At 56.8% G+C, this 14,362-nt stretch carries 10 protein-coding genes; 9 read left to right on the forward strand and 1 reads right to left on the reverse strand.

What is annotated here, in order from left to right; genetic code table 11:
* Positions 1–16 precede the first annotated feature (16 nt).
* Both ilvB and SH139x_RS14940 read left to right on the forward strand, forming a co-directional pair.
* Positions 17–1,792, forward strand: a complete 1,776-nt coding sequence (ilvB, locus tag SH139x_RS14935; protein ID WP_488350578.1) for a biosynthetic-type acetolactate synthase large subunit — start codon at positions 17–19, stop codon at positions 1,790–1,792.
* A 186-nt stretch (positions 1,793–1,978) separates the two neighbouring features.
* Entirely contained in the window at positions 1,979–2,989 is a 1,011-nt protein-coding gene (locus SH139x_RS14940; protein ID WP_488350579.1) for an SMP-30/gluconolactonase/LRE family protein, read from the forward strand.
* Between the two features lie 172 nt (positions 2,990–3,161).
* On the opposite strand, the gene SH139x_RS14945 is transcribed toward SH139x_RS14940, so the two are convergent.
* Positions 3,162–3,998 carry a hypothetical protein gene (locus SH139x_RS14945; RefSeq protein WP_488350580.1) on the reverse strand — a complete coding sequence of 279 codons (837 nt, stop codon included), beginning with the start codon at positions 3,996–3,998 and terminating at the stop codon, positions 3,162–3,164.
* A gap of 235 nt (positions 3,999–4,233) precedes the next feature.
* On the opposite strand from SH139x_RS14945, the gene SH139x_RS14950 reads away from it, so the two are divergent.
* From SH139x_RS14950 to SH139x_RS14980, 7 genes are all read left to right on the forward strand, one after another.
* Positions 4,234–4,896: an isochorismatase family protein gene (locus tag SH139x_RS14950; protein WP_488350581.1), complete on the forward strand. Its 663-nt coding sequence runs from the start codon at positions 4,234–4,236 to the stop codon at positions 4,894–4,896.
* Positions 4,862–5,122 (forward strand): hypothetical protein, encoded by a 261-nt coding sequence (locus SH139x_RS14955; protein ID WP_488350582.1) that lies wholly within the window; start codon positions 4,862–4,864, stop codon positions 5,120–5,122. Before SH139x_RS14950 ends, SH139x_RS14955 begins: the two co-directional genes overlap by 35 nt.
* A gap of 2 nt (positions 5,123–5,124) precedes the next feature.
* The gene (locus SH139x_RS14960) at positions 5,125–9,666 is read left to right on the forward strand and encodes a PVC-type heme-binding CxxCH protein (protein ID WP_488350583.1); all 4,542 of its coding nucleotides are present in this window, start codon (positions 5,125–5,127) and stop codon (positions 9,664–9,666) included.
* Between the two features lie 128 nt (positions 9,667–9,794).
* Positions 9,795–11,081, forward strand: coding sequence for a diphosphate--fructose-6-phosphate 1-phosphotransferase (locus tag SH139x_RS14965; protein ID WP_488350584.1), 1,287 nt, complete (start codon positions 9,795–9,797; stop codon positions 11,079–11,081).
* A 95-nt stretch (positions 11,082–11,176) separates the two neighbouring features.
* Positions 11,177–12,040, forward strand: a complete 864-nt coding sequence (locus SH139x_RS14970) for an HAD family hydrolase (protein ID WP_488350585.1) — start codon at positions 11,177–11,179, stop codon at positions 12,038–12,040.
* A gap of 52 nt (positions 12,041–12,092) precedes the next feature.
* Positions 12,093–13,571 carry a decarboxylating NADP(+)-dependent phosphogluconate dehydrogenase gene (gene gnd / locus SH139x_RS14975; RefSeq protein ID WP_488350586.1) on the forward strand — a complete coding sequence of 493 codons (1,479 nt, stop codon included), beginning with the start codon at positions 12,093–12,095 and terminating at the stop codon, positions 13,569–13,571.
* Positions 13,564–14,355, forward strand: coding sequence for an SDR family NAD(P)-dependent oxidoreductase (locus SH139x_RS14980; protein ID WP_488350587.1), 792 nt, complete (start codon positions 13,564–13,566; stop codon positions 14,353–14,355). Before gnd ends, SH139x_RS14980 begins: the two co-directional genes overlap by 8 nt.
* Positions 14,356–14,362 lie beyond the last annotated feature (7 nt).

Consider the following 14,362-nt stretch of genomic DNA (forward strand, 5'->3'; position numbering starts at 1 on the left):
ACGGAACAGTAAACGCATGAGTACCACGAAAACCGCCGACGGATCCTGCGTAATGACCGGAGCCGACATCCTGGTTCAGTCGCTGATCAATCACGGCGTCGAGGTCCTATTTGCGTACCCAGGTGGCGCCAGCATGCCGCTGCACCAAGCGCTGACTCGCGCCGGAGACAAACTCCGCACGATTTTACCGCGGCACGAGCAGGGGGGCGGGTTTGCCGCTCAGGGTTACGCCCGTAGCACCGGCCGCGTGGGCGTTGTGATGGCGACCAGCGGCCCTGGTGCAACCAACTTGGTGACCGCCATCGCCGATGCCAAGCTCGACAGCGTGCCGATGGTCTGCATCACGGGTCAAGTTCCCACGGCGGTAATTGGCACCGATGCCTTTCAAGAAACACCGATCGTGGAAGTCTGTCGCGGCATCACCAAACATCACTATTTGGTCACTGACGTTCGCACTTTGCCGCGGATCATGAAGGAAGCTTTTCACATCGCCACTACCGGTCGTCCAGGACCTGTGTTGGTCGATTTGCCAAAAGATATCCAGCTCGAATCGACCGAAGTCGACTGGGACGTGCCGATGGACTTGCCCGGCTATAATCCAGTTCGTCCCCCGGTGGCTGCGGAAAAAGTCAACCAAGTTGCCGCGGCGATCCGGCGGGCTCGACGCCCTGTGATCTACGCTGGCGGCGGCATCATCATCTCCGGTGCGGCCGCCCAGCTGCGGGAATTGGTCGAAAAGACCGGCATCCCCGTGACCACGACCGTGATGGGTCTGGGGATTTACCCTGGCGACGATGAATTATCGCTCGATATGCTCGGTATGCATGGCTCCGCTTACTCCAACTATGCCGTCCGTGATTGCGACTTGTTGTTGGCCCTTGGCGTGCGGTTTGACGATCGCGTCACCGGACATGTCGAGTCCTTTGCAAAGAACGCGAAAATTGTTCACGTCGACGTCGATGCGGCTGAGCTAAACAAGAACAAAGTCGTCCATATTCCAGTGTGCGGCGACGTTGGGCAGTTCTTGGGCGAGCTCAACGCTGTGGTCGAGCCCCCCGAAGATTGCAGCGATTGGGTACGGCACTGCAAGAAACTCAAACAGCAATTCCCGTTCAGCTACGACGAACAGTTTGACGGGATTTTGCAACAGCACGCGATTCGTGAACTCTGCAATGCCACCCGTGATCGCGATCCCTACGTGGCGGTCGGCGTTGGCCAGCACCAGATGTGGGCGGCCCAGTTCTTCAAATTCCAGCGTCCACGAACTTGGCACAGCAGCAGCGGGCTCGGCACGATGGGCTTCGGTCTGCCGGCAGCGATGGGCATCCAAGCCGCCAACCCCGGCTCGTTGGTGATTGACATCGACGGGGATGGCAGTTTTCAGATGAACATTCAGGAGCTAGCCACGCTGCACTGCGAAAAATTGCCCGTGAAAGTGTTGTTGCTCAACAACCAACACTTGGGGATGGTCGTGCAGTGGGAAGACCGCTTCATGAATCGCAACCGGGCGCACACTTATCTGGGACCGATCGACCACCTGGAAGCTCGCGGTGCAAGTGATGCCGACCGCTTTGCCTACGCCGGTGACCGTTATCCGAACTTTGTGCAGATCGCCAAGGGTTACGGCTGCGGAGCGGCCACCGTACGGCTGAAATCGGACCTGCGAGCGGCGATTGACGAGATGCTCAGCTACGACGGACCCTTCGTACTGGATGTCGAGGTGCCGTATCAAGAGCACGTGGTGCCGATGATTCCGTCCGGGAAAACTGTCGATGACATGATCCTGCAGTAATCAAGCCCCCCCCTTTTAGGTTAACGTTCGTTGGGAAGGTTAGCGAAAAAGCTATCGCGCTGGGTATAGCCTCGGGCGACTTGAGTAATCACAATAAGCGAGATGAAAGTCTCGCTTTTTTTCGTGGATCCGCTCCCGAAATCCTTCCCCAGACACTTGCCCGCCTGACGTACTATGCCCCACCTGATGTCGATGCGATGTGCTGCCGCCGCAGTTTCTCTGACCATCACCCTGGCCATCAGCCTGGTCGCCACTGTTCACGGCCAAGCTCCCGCCACGATTGGTCGTATTGAACCATTGGACCCACGTTTTGCGGAGCTTGTTGCCGAGGATGCTCGCATCGAAGTCATCGCCAGCGGTTTTACATGGACCGAGGGTCCGGTCTGGGTCCCGACCGCAGCTGGCGGGCATTTGTTATTTTCGGACATCCCTCGCAACACGATATTCAAATGGTCCCCCAGCACTGGCGTTGAGGAATTCATGCGGCCCAGCGGTTACACCGGGGTCAGCTATTACGGCTTGGAGCCGGGCAGTAATGGGTTGGCCCTGGATGGGCAAGGCCGCCTGTTAGCCTGCGAGCATGGTGACCGTCGGGTCAGCATGCTAACCCAAGGAGGCGGGAAAGTTACGTTAGTCGATCGCTTCGAGGGGCGTCGACTGAACAGTCCCAACGACTTGGTGGTTCATTCCTCGGGCGATATTTTTTTCACAGATCCGCCATACGGTTTGCCTGATCGAGCGGACGATCCCCGACGCGAGTTGGATTTTTGCGGCGTCTTTCGCTTGGACGAGGACGGCAAACTGACATTGCTGACCAAGCAATTAGCGCGGCCCAATGGGATTGGTCTCTCACCGGACGAGAAGACCATGTATGTCGCGCAGAGTGACCCGTCGCGAGCGATTTGGATGGCATTTCCGGTCGCAGATGATTTAACGTTAGGCGAGGGTCGAGTTATCTATGACGCCACGGACCAGGTTGGCCAATTGCCCGGGCTTCCGGATGGGATGTGCATTGATTCTAGCGGCATCATTTGGGCCAGCGGCCCTGGCGGGATTTACGTCTTTGATCCGGAAGGAAAGCTCTTAGGTCGTTTATTGACGGGCGAGCGAACCAGCAACTGTTCGCTGGGGGGAGCTGACGGCAAGACGCTATTCATCACCGCCGACAGCTACCTCTGCCGCATCACCCTCAAGTAGTCCCACTCTGTGGTTGATCAAAAACCATTGATCAAAAACCATTGATCAAAAACCGTTGGGTACGCAACAGCCGCGAATTTTTTGAGGTGCTGTGTTCGCCGCAACCCAACTCGCGTGCCCTTCGCCCCCGTTCCTGCTGCCGCAGGCGGTGAAACCTGGCCTTGATTGAACCTCATTGCGACTCGCGTTGGGGGCGGACAAAGAGCCAGCCGCCCGGCGGTGGAGGCAAGTTAAAACTGTTGGCCAAATCAAGCTGACGTTGTTCGATCCAGATCACCGTTTCCGCATACATTCGCTTGCGACCGATGACCAAGGCTTGTCGCGCCAGCCCCTTGCCGGTGACTAAGTCTTGGCGAGCGACCGCGGCCAGCGCCAGGTTGTGCAGACCCGCGTGGTTGCGAGGATGTTTTTCGACGACCTGCTGCCAAATCTGCTCGGCACCCGCCCAGTCGCCTTGCTCCGCCAGCGCGTTGCCGTGACGGATCTCGCGTGAACCCAACGACACCCAAGGCTCCGCCAGAGGAGTCGATAACTTTTTGATATGGGGTGACAATAATTCCCAACTACGGAGCGCCATTCGCTCGGCTAGCTCTTCGTCGCTGGAAACCGTAACCGGCAATCCGCCCACAATTTGATTCCGGCGGACGTCGAGCAATTTCCAGGAAACGGTCACGTGTTCGGTCGTCGCTGGATTGGGGGAGGCGTTGGTGGCCACCGTTGATTGCTGGCTGGCAATAGGCGCTAATGGGTCCGTCGCAGCGGCAGAGGATTCCCCTGAGCGATTCATGTTGCCACGCCGGAGCTGAAGAATTTCGCCGAACAACAGATAGTCGATGTCGTGTTGATGAGCGGCATGCAGCAGCGCCACATCGCTCGGCATTTGTTCGACAGCGGAAGCGAGTTGAATGGTGGACTGTGTTTGCAGTGCTTGCTGGGTAATCAGTTGGACTTTTCGACTTGGTTCCGGCGGTGCGGTGCTCAGCAGCGCATGCTGAAGTCGAGAGGCCATAGGTTCCGGCCCCACGATTTCGGCGATCAGCACTGATTTGCCGGCTGTGCGATTAATTTTCGGCGGGACCCAAACGTGCAGGGGTGCCCGAGTGCTGCGGCAGCCCAAGCAGCATGCCATCAGCCAACAGGGCAACAGCCAACAAGCCAGTAATCGTCTAGACTGCAAGAATTCCATATTCGTCTCGATAGTAAAACCAGCTTCTTGACGTCAAGAGATCCCCTAGCCCTCGAGAATGAACGTGAACACAGAGTCCCCCGTCGCCAATTGGCGGAGCCCCCGCCTGTTGGAGAGCCAAACCAGCGGTCTGGTTGTCATCGATATTCAGGATCGCCTGGTCGAACAAATATCCGAGCGGCGTCGTTTGATTTGGAACACTTCGCGGCTGCTGCGGGCCGCCAAGCTGTTGGAGGTGCCCGTGATGTGCAGCGAGCAATATCCGGCGAAACTTGGCGATACCGTGGAGCCGTTATTGGAACACCTGCCGGAGCGCCATGAAAAGCGTGATTTCAGCGCCGCCGTGTTGACCGCCCAGTTTCAGGCTTGGGCGGCTGCCGAACACTCCCAGCTGGTCTTGGTCGGTATCGAAACGCACGTTTGCTTGCTGCAATCCGCTTTGGATTTAACGGCGGCTGGGTTTGACGTCTTTGTGGTCGTCGATGCCGTTGGCTCGCGAAATCGAGAGGACCATGGGGTGGCGATTGATCGTCTGCGAGACGAAGGGGTTAGTTTGACCACCACGGAAAGCGTGATGTTTGAGTGGTGCCGCACCTCGCTGCATCCCAACTTTAAGGCGATCAGCCAATTGGTCCAAGAGAGTCCCGGCGAGATCGGTCCCGGAATTGGTTTTGGTGGAATCGGCTTTGCGACTGAACGGCGACCACGCGGAGGAGGCTGAATTCCCCGTTGGCTTTGATATACTGGTCGACAAATGCCCGCTGGCTATCCTGACGTGGCGAATCGTGTTTAGAATGGTCGGCAGAGGAGTGAAGGCACTGGCGGAAAAGCTGGTGATCGGTCGTCGCTTCTGCCACCACGTTTCCGATCATGCCTTTTTCCTTCGCCATGGCCTTGCGGTCCCTCCTAATTTCCTTCCATTGATTATTTTCGCCTGGGAATCATGACGATGAACTCATCTTTTGACGAGCGGGGCCCCGCTACCCGAGAGGACCGGCGCCTGTTTGCCAAGTGCTGGAGACCGGCGGTTGGTCTTTGCCGCTCGCGTGCTCTGATGCTGTGTGCCGTGCCTCTATTTTTTCTCAGTCCCGCTTGCGGTGCTGAGCAGGCGGCCCCGGCGACCGAAACGGCAGCGGCAAAAATTTTGTTCATTGCCGGCAACCCCAGCCACGGTTACGGATCGCACGAGCACTACGCCGGTTGTCGCATCTTGGCCGATTTGATTTCCTCGGCCAATTTAGGAGTCGAAACCCAGGTCGTGCGAGGTTGGCCCGGCGACGCGACGCTGTTAGAGCAAGCTGACACCATCGTAATTTACTCCGATGGCGGTGGCGGGCATTTGGCGATTCCCCACTTTGATCAACTGCAAAAGTTGATGGACGCGGGCAAAGGTTTGGTCTGTTTGCATTATGCCGTGGAGGTCCCCAAGGGTGAAATTGGCGATCGCTTTATCAATTGGCTGGGAGGTTATTTCGAAACCCATTGGTCGGTGAATCCGCACTGGGTGGCCAACTTTGCCGCCTTGCCCGACAGCCCAATCACTCAAGGTTTGCAGCCTTTTGAGGCGAACGACGAGTGGTATTTTCACATGCGATTTCCCGAGGACATGGCCGGGGTGACACCGATCCTGCAAGCGATTCCGCCGGAGTCGACGATGCGTCGTCCCGATGGCCCACACAGCGGAAATCCAGTTGTGCGTCGTAAAGTTGCCGAGCGGCAACCACAAGTTGTGGCGTGGGCCTTCGAGCGTCCTCAAGGCGGGCGATCATTTGGGTTCACCGGTGGCCACTTTCACTGGAACTGGGGACGCCAGGAGATGCAACGGTTAGTTGGCAACGCAATTCTCTGGACCGCCGGGGTGGAGGTTCCCGAGGGGGGCGTCAAAGCCAATCCGCTGGGCGTTTCCCGATTGCGTGAGAACCAAGACTATCAACCGCCCGGACAGTTCAATCCTGAAAAAGTTGCCGAAGAATTCAAACTGGGCAGTATCCCGATTCGGCCCGCCGGTGAAGGTAATGCGGCTGCTGGAAAATCCGATCAAGCACAATCGGGCAAGCGGCTTTTCCAATCACCCGTGATCACGTCGAAGACATCTGGACATGCCGTCGAGATCGAGGTCTCGCTCGACGGAGCGAAAGAGCTTTTCTTGATCGTCAATGATGCGGGAGATGGCTTCGGCTGTGATTGGGCCAACTGGCTCGAGCCTGTTTTGGTTGGTCCCCGCGGAACGCTCTCCCTGTTGGATTTAGATTGGCAGCAAGCCACATCGCAATGGGGGCAAGTTCGCAAGGGAAAGAACGCTGGCGGGCAGGAACTGTCGGTTGCCGGTGAAAAAAAAACGACCGGCATTGGCACGCACGCCAACAGCGTGATCCATTTCGAAATACCTGAAGGTTATGGCGAGACCTTCAAAGCCACCGGAGCACTCGATACCGGTGGCACTCAGCAGAATAACGGGGCCTCCAGCAGCGTCCAGTTTCTGGTTTATGCCGACGCCGTTCCCGCGGATGTAAACTCGGGATCGTCAGCCGACAACCCGGCTCGGTTGGCCGAGAACGCTTTGGCCGGTTTGGAGTGGCCCGCTGACCTGGATGTTACCCTCTCCGCCAGCGAACCCGCCCTCCGCAGCCTGACCAACCTTGACATTGATGATCGCGGCCGCATTTGGGTTATCGATGTCGTCAACTATCGCGGCAATAACGGCCGTCGTCCCGAGGGTGATCGCATCTTGATTTTGGAAGATACTGATCAAGATGGGGTGGCTGATGAGATGACCGTTTTCTACCAAGGGCGTGACATTGATTCGGCGATGGGTTTGTGCGTGTTGGGCAACGAGGTAATCGTTTCAGCGGCACCTTACGTTTGGCGTTTTACCGACGAAGACGGCGACGATCGGGCAGATAAAAAGGTTGCCATGTTTACCGAGACCGGCGTGCCGCAGCACGACCATAGCAACCATTCATTTCTATTCGGACCTGACGGCAAGTTGTATTGGAACGTTGGCAACACCGGGCAAGTGGTGAAAGATGCGGCGGGCCAAGTTGTTGTTGATATTCACGGCAGACCCATCATTGATAATGGCCAACCCTTTTTCGGTGGCATGCCATTTCGTTGCGATTTATCGGGCGACAACATGGAAGTATTGGCTCATAACTTTCGCAATAACTGGGAGACAACCGTCGATTCGTTCGGCACGTTGTGGCAGAGCGATAATGATGATGATGGAAATCGTGGTGTGCGAATCAATTTCGTGATGGAGCATGGGAATTATGGTTATCGCGACACAATTGACGGCAGCGGTTGGGGCGCGGAACGCATCGGTTGGGAAGCTGAAATCCCCTTACGTCACTGGCATTTGAATGACCCCGGCGTGGTGCCAAACTTGTTGCAAACCGGTGCTGGCTCGCCGACGGGGATCACCGTTTATGAGGGACGTTTATTACCGGAAAGGTTTTGGGATCAGATGATTCACTGTGATGCTGGTCCCAACGTGGTCCGCAGCTACCCGGTGAAACCTGATGGAGCCGGCTATAGCGCTGAAATTTTGCCCCTGTTAACCGGAACTGAGGACCAGTGGTTTCGTCCCGCAGATGTTTGCGTCGCCCCGGACGGATCGCTGTTTGTAACCGATTGGTATGACCCGGGCGTGGGTGGACACAGGCAGGAAGATCTCGAGCGGGGCCGACTGTTTCGCATTGCGCCACCCGGCAGCAAGTATGTGATTCCCAAATTCGATTACAGCACGGCGGATGGCGCCGCCGCCGCGCTGACTAATCCTAATCATTCGGTCCGCTATCGAGCTTGGACGGCCTTGCATGCGATGGGTGCCGACGCGGAAAAAGCATTGCTCAAATTGTGGTCGGATGAAAACCCTCGGATTCGCGCTCGCGCGCTCTGGTTGCTGGGGAAAATCCCCGGGCGCGAACAGCACTACGTTGACTTGGCATTGCAAGACAGCGACAGCAACATTCGCGTGACAGCCATTCGGCTGGCGCGACAAAATGGCGTTTCGGTTGCCGACGTGGTGGCTCGGGTGACGCAAGATCCCTCCGGCGCCGTGCTGCGTGAAGCAGCCGTCGCACTTCGCTTCTGCGACGACCCCCGAGTCCCCGAGTTGTGGGCGCGACTAGCGTATCGTTACCAGGCTGGCGACCGTTGGTATTTGGAAGCTTTGGGGATCGGCTCAGATGCCCAGCCCGCAGCTTGCTTTGCCGCTTGGCTAAAGACGAGCTCGGGGGACTGGGAGAGTTCGGCGGCGGCAAGAGATTTGGTGTGGAGGGTAAGGGCCGATCAAGCGGCGGAGAAAATGGGGCAGTTGCTCAGCGATCCCCAGCTGCCAGTGGAAGCCACCGATCGCTATTTTCGCTCGCTGGAGTTTCATGCTGCTGAGGCTCGGACCGCGGCATTGCGACCCGTGGTGTTGCGTCTCAGCCAGCAGTCGCCCAGCGAACGGAATGACGCTGTGATCGTGCGATCATTGGAACGCATGGAGCAATTCGACTGGCGAACCAACACGGCGATTTTGGCAGCTGTCGAACGTCACATTGACCGCGCCGCGGGGACGCCAGCCTACTTGGCTTTGGTCAAGCGTTTCCGTCCCGCCAACGCGGCGCCGCAGCTGCTGGCATTGGCGCTTGCCAACAGCGAAAACTCCAACGGCGTGGAGGCCACGCGTTTGTTGCTGCAACTCGATGCGGGCCGCGAACTGGTCGTTGCCGAGCTGGCCAATGATGAAACGGCGCCCGCCATGGCGAGCCTGTTGGGGCTGTTGGGAAATCAGCAAGCGGTTCGTTTGGTGACGCCGCTGGTGCAGGCGACCGAGCGTCCGTATGCCGTGCGAGCTGCCGCCACCCGCACGATGGCAGGAAATAATTTCGGAGCCGACGCGCTGCTCAATTTGGCCGCGAAAAAATCACTGCCGGGCGACGCCAAACTGCTGGCAGCCGGCTTGCTCAGCCGCTCCCAGGACGCGGCCATTCGCCAACGAGCGGCTGAGTTGCTGCCCTTGCCGACACAGCCCGATCTCAAGCCCTTGCCGCCGGTTGACCAATTGGCAGCCCTCCGCGGTGATGTGGCTCGCGGGCGCCAACTGTTTCGCGAAAAAGCGACCTGCGCAAACTGCCACGTCGTCGATAAATTTGGCAAACAAGTGGGACCCGACCTTAGCGAAATTGGCGATAAGTTGTCGCGTGAAGCAATGGTTATCTCGATCCTCGACCCCAGCGCTGGGATCAGCCACAACTATGAGAATTACATTTGTTTGCTGGTTTCCGGCCAAGTGATCGCGGGGGTAAAAGTCAGCGAAACCGATGATCTGCTGATTTTACGAACCGCAGAAGCGATTGATCGGGAGATTTCCAAGCAAGAAATCGATGAACTGAAATTGAGTGAAAAATCGATTATGCCGGAAAACTTGCACCACGCTTTCGACCAGCAAGGACTGGTCGATATCGTCGAATATATGACCACGTTGCGAAAAGCGGCCAATTGAAGGGAACGGGCAACAGGGCTAAACTCTCTTCCGTGAATCGGTCAGGCCGTCGAATTGGGTTGGCGGCCCGGTTGGGTTCTCGAGTGTAACGCCCATCATCTCGTTCCCTCTATGCTTCCCGCAATCGCATGGCTCCACCTCGCAACATGATCGTCGCCCAGAGCGGCGGTCCCAGTCCAGTCATAAATAATACACTCCGCGGGATTGTCGAGACCGCTCGGCAGATGGCTGAGGTCGGCACTGTTTACGGTGCTCGGCACGGAATCGAAGGGGTGCTTAAAGAAGAGTTGATCGACCTTTCGGCGCAACCTGCTGAAGAGATCGCTCTGCTCCGCTACACGCCCGCCGCCGGATCGATCGGGACCTGTCGCTATAAATTGAAAGCCGGCCAAGACGAAGATTTCGAGCGGGTGCTGGCTGTGCTAAAAGCGCACGATATCGGCTATTTCTGCTACATCGGCGGGAATGATTCGATGGATACCGCCAACAAGATCGCCGAATTGGCTCAATCTCGCGGGCTCGACGTGGTCGGCATCGGCGGTCCTAAGACGATTGACAATGACGTTGGCGACAGCGAATTTAAATTGATCGACCACACCCCGGGCTATGCCAGCACGGCCAAGTACTGGATGCATGCCGTTCAGTATGCCAATGAGGAAAATAGCGGCTCTTGCCCGGCCGATCCGGTTTTGGTCTTGCAAGCCATGGGACGACGGATCGGCTTTATTCCCGCCGCCGCGCGGTTGGCCGATCCTTCTCGCGAGATGCCGCTGCAGATTTATTTGGCGGAAAGTCCTTGCACGATCGAAGAGATGACCGACAACGTGAATGATCAATTGCGTCGCGACGGACGCTGTATCGTTGTCGTCAGCGAGGGTTTTGACGTCGGCTCGCTCGGCGAAGTCCGTGATTCGTTTGGGCACGTCAGTTTCAGCAGCAGTCAGCTGACGGTTGCTCAAAAGGTCGTCAACCATCTCAACCAAGCTGGCTTGGCCGCCAAAGGCGCGGCGCGGGCCAACGTACCCGGCACCGACCAGCGTCACTCGATGGCCTATACCTCGACGATCGATCTCGACGAAGCTTATCATGCCGGAGAGATGTGTGCCCAACTGGCCGCTTCGCACACCTCGGGTTACATGGCCACGATTTTGCGAAACGACAGTCCGATCTACAGTGTCCGCTACGACAAAGTGCCGCTGTCGGAAGTGGCCAACAGCGAACGCACTTTCCCCAAGCATTGGATCGCGGCGAGTGGCAATGATGTGACCGATGATTTCGTCCGTTACGCCATGCCGTTGGTGGGCGAGGAAATGGTATCGCTGCCGATGATTGGCGGTCGCCAACGCATGACTCGCTTAGAGCCGATTCATGCCAGCCAAAAGTTGCCCGCTTATGTACCCCAAGCAGACCGCTGATCGGCGGCTCGTTAAACGACGCTGCTCGTCGTGACCAACGCTTGTGCTGACCAACGCTTGTCCTGACCAACCCTGTTAACTTTTGCGAACATGCTATGTACGAAATTACTCCGCGGCATAAATTCTTTGTCGGCATCGATTCGGATGGATGTGTATTTGATACGATGGAGCTGAAGCACAAAGAGTGCTTTATTCCCAACATTATCAACTATTACGAACTGCAGGCGATCAGTAAGTATGCTCGTGAGGCTGCCGAGTTCGTCAACTTGTACAGCAAAAGCCGTGGGATCAATCGTTTTCCCGCCCTGGTCGAGACGCTGCAGTGGTTGCAGCGCCGCCCCGAAGTGAAAGCGCGTGGCGTGGAAGTAAAGATTCCCCAAGCCTTGATCGACTGGGTCAACACGGAAACAAAACTGGGCAATCCCGCCTTGGAGCAAAAAGTGGCCCAGAGCGGAGACGCCGACTTGGCCGCCGCGCTAAAATGGTCGGTTGCCGTCAACGATACCGTGTCGGCGATGGTGCGTGGGGTACCTCCCTTTCCGATGGTTCGTGAGTCGTTAGCCAAGATGGTTGAGCAGGCCGATTTGTTGGTCTGCTCGGCAACACCGAACGAAGCGCTCGAGGCCGAATGGGAAGAGCATGATCTGCGAAAGTTCGTGGTCGCTATCTGTGGTCAGGAGGCTGGTAATAAAAAAGAAACGCTCTCCAATGCCGCAAAGTATGACCCCGATAAGTCGCTGATGATTGGTGACGCGCCGGGCGACTACAATGCAGCCAAAGCAAACCAGACTCTCTTCTATCCGATTAATCCGGGTGCCGAGGAAGCCAGTTGGCAACGCTTCCACGACGAAGCAATCGATAAATTTTTCGCTGGTACATTTGCCGGTGACTATCAACAACAATTGCTTGACGAATTTGCCAGCTATTTGCCCGAGCAGCCGAGCTTTAAAGTCGACTGAGCTGCTCGCGTTTCCCCCTCACAATTATCTTTATCTCTGGGAATAAATTGTCATGAGTGACTCCTGTGATTTCGGTCTCATCGGCTTGGCCGTGATGGGCGAAAACTTGGCACTGAACGTTGAGAGCCGTGGTTATAAAGTGGCGGTTTACAACCGCACGACCGAGAAGGTCGACGAATTGCTCGCCGGTCGCGCAAAAGACAAAGCATTCGTTGGCTGCCACACGATCGAAGCATTTGTCAAAGCGGTAAAGCGGCCTCGCAAGTTGATGCTGTTGGTGAAAGCGGGACCAGCGGTTGATGCAATTATTACCAGCTTGCTGCCGTTGCTTGAGCCTGGTGACATTATCATCGATGGGGGTAACACGCATTACCTCGATACGGAGCGACGCACAAAGCAGGTTGAAGAAGCCGGCTTCTTGTACGTGGGCGCCGGTGTCAGCGGTGGCGAAGAGGGAGCACTCAAAGGGCCCAGCTTGATGCCGGGCGGTTCGGCCGACGCTTGGCCGCACATCAAGGAAATGTTCCAAGCGATCGCGGCAAAGGTGGGTCCCAATGAAGACATTCCCTGTTGTGAATGGGTGGGCCCCCGCGGTGCCGGTCACTACGTGAAAATGGTGCACAACGGAATCGAGTATGGCGATATGCAGTTGATCTGCGAAGCGTATCATCTGCTCAAGGAAGTGGGTGGGCTCAGCAACGATGAACTGTATGATGTTTTCGCGCAGTGGAATCAGGGGGATTTGGAAAGCTATCTGATTGAAATCACGCGAGATATCTTCAGCGCCAAAGATGACCTCGGTGGCGACGGCTATTTGGTCGATCAGATCTTGGACGTCGCAGGAGCCAAGGGGACTGGCAAATGGATGAGCCAATTGGCGCTTGACTTGGGGGTGCCCAGCACGCTGGTGACCACCGCCGTGTTTGCCCGCGGTTTATCGGCTCAGAAAGAAGCCCGAGTTCGCGCTGCGAAAGTGCTCGACGGACCCAAAGCGGACGCGAATGCCAAGTTTCGAGCAGTCACCGAACAATTAATTGGAGATCGCCAAGCGTTTGTGGACGCTGTGCGACACGCTTTGTACGCTTCTAAGGTGGTCAGCTATGCCCAAGGATTCGTGCAGTTACAAGCGGCTTCGGCCGAGCATGACTGGGGGCTCGATTACGGCCAGTGCGCCCTGCTGTGGCGTGGTGGATGTATCATTCGCGCCCGCTTTTTGGACCGCATTAAGGAAGCGTTTGATAAAGAGCCGAACCTGGAGAATTTGCTGCTCGACACATTCTTTGAGAATGCTATCGAGCAGGCTCAAGAAGCTTGGCGGGCCGTCGTCGCCACTGCAACAATTCTGGGTGTGCCGGTGCCCGCATTTAGCACCGCGCTAAATTACTATGATGGTTATCGCCTGGCTCGACTGCCCGCCAACTTGTTGCAAGCGCAACGCGATTATTTTGGTGCGCATACTTATCAACGGATCGATCGGGAAGGCACCTTCCACAGCGAATGGCTCGATCTGAGAAAACAGCCCCATGCCTGATACGGCAAGTTATCTGCAATCGCTATTTTCGCTCAGCGGCCAGACTGCGGTCGTGGTCGGCGGCGCGGGTGTGCTCGGTTCGACTTTTTGTCATGGTTTGGCTTCCGCCGGTGCGCACGTCGTGATCGCCGGGCGGGATGAGGATCGTGGTAACGAACTCGTGGCGGCTTTACAGGCCGAGGAGTTGTCTGCATCAGCCGCCATCGCCGATGTGTCCTCTCCTGACTCCATGCATGCTCTTGCTCGCGATGTTACAGCCCATCATGGCAAAGTCGACATCCTGATCAACGCTGCTGGAATTAACGATGGCACTCCTTACGAGGAACTTACGCTGGCCGCTTGGGAGCGGGTGTTGACGGTAAATCTCACGGGGACTCACCTTGGCTGTCAAGCATTCGCGCCGCTGATGGCCACCCAACCGGCGGGAGGTTCGATTTTGAATATCGGCTCGGTGACCGCCCATTTGCCGCTGTCTCGCGTGTTTGCTTACTCCGCTTCGAAGGCCGCCGTGATCAATTTGACGAAAAATCTAGCACGCGAGTATGCCACGCGGAATGTCCGCGTCAACGCGCTTTGCCCCGGTTTTTTGCCCGCAGAGCAGAACCGAAAATTATTAGATGCGGAGCGAACAGCCAGCATTATCAATGGTACTCCGATGCAACGATTCGGTAAGCCCGAGGAGTTGATTGGGACGGTGCTGTTGCTGCTCAGTCGGGCGGCGGCCTCGTATATTACTGGAAGTGTTTTTTATGTGGATGGCGGATTCACCGCGATGCGGTTTTAAGGGTTGA

The organism is Kothea flammea (genome assembly GCF_052161645.1).
GTDB lineage: Bacteria > Planctomycetota > Planctomycetia > Pirellulales > Pirellulaceae > Laterigemmans.

Excerpts from the sequence above, each read along its gene's own strand:
- ilvB (WP_488350578.1), top strand. The coding sequence starts at position 17 with ATGAGTACCACGAAAACCGCCGACGGATCCTGCGTAATGACCGGAGCC.
- SH139x_RS14940 (WP_488350579.1), top strand. The coding sequence starts at position 1,979 with ATGTCGATGCGATGTGCTGCCGCCGCAGTTTCTCTGACCATCACCCTG.
- SH139x_RS14945 (WP_488350580.1), bottom strand. The coding sequence starts at position 3,998 with ATGGCCTCTCGACTTCAGCATGCGCTGCTGAGCACCGCACCGCCGGAA.
- SH139x_RS14950 (WP_488350581.1), top strand. The coding sequence starts at position 4,234 with ATGAACGTGAACACAGAGTCCCCCGTCGCCAATTGGCGGAGCCCCCGC.
- SH139x_RS14960 (WP_488350583.1), top strand. The coding sequence starts at position 5,125 with ATGAACTCATCTTTTGACGAGCGGGGCCCCGCTACCCGAGAGGACCGG.
- SH139x_RS14965 (WP_488350584.1), top strand. The coding sequence starts at position 9,795 with ATGGCTCCACCTCGCAACATGATCGTCGCCCAGAGCGGCGGTCCCAGT.
- SH139x_RS14970 (WP_488350585.1), top strand. The coding sequence starts at position 11,177 with ATGTACGAAATTACTCCGCGGCATAAATTCTTTGTCGGCATCGATTCG.
- gnd (WP_488350586.1), top strand. The coding sequence starts at position 12,093 with ATGAGTGACTCCTGTGATTTCGGTCTCATCGGCTTGGCCGTGATGGGC.
- SH139x_RS14980 (WP_488350587.1), top strand. The coding sequence starts at position 13,564 with ATGCCTGATACGGCAAGTTATCTGCAATCGCTATTTTCGCTCAGCGGC.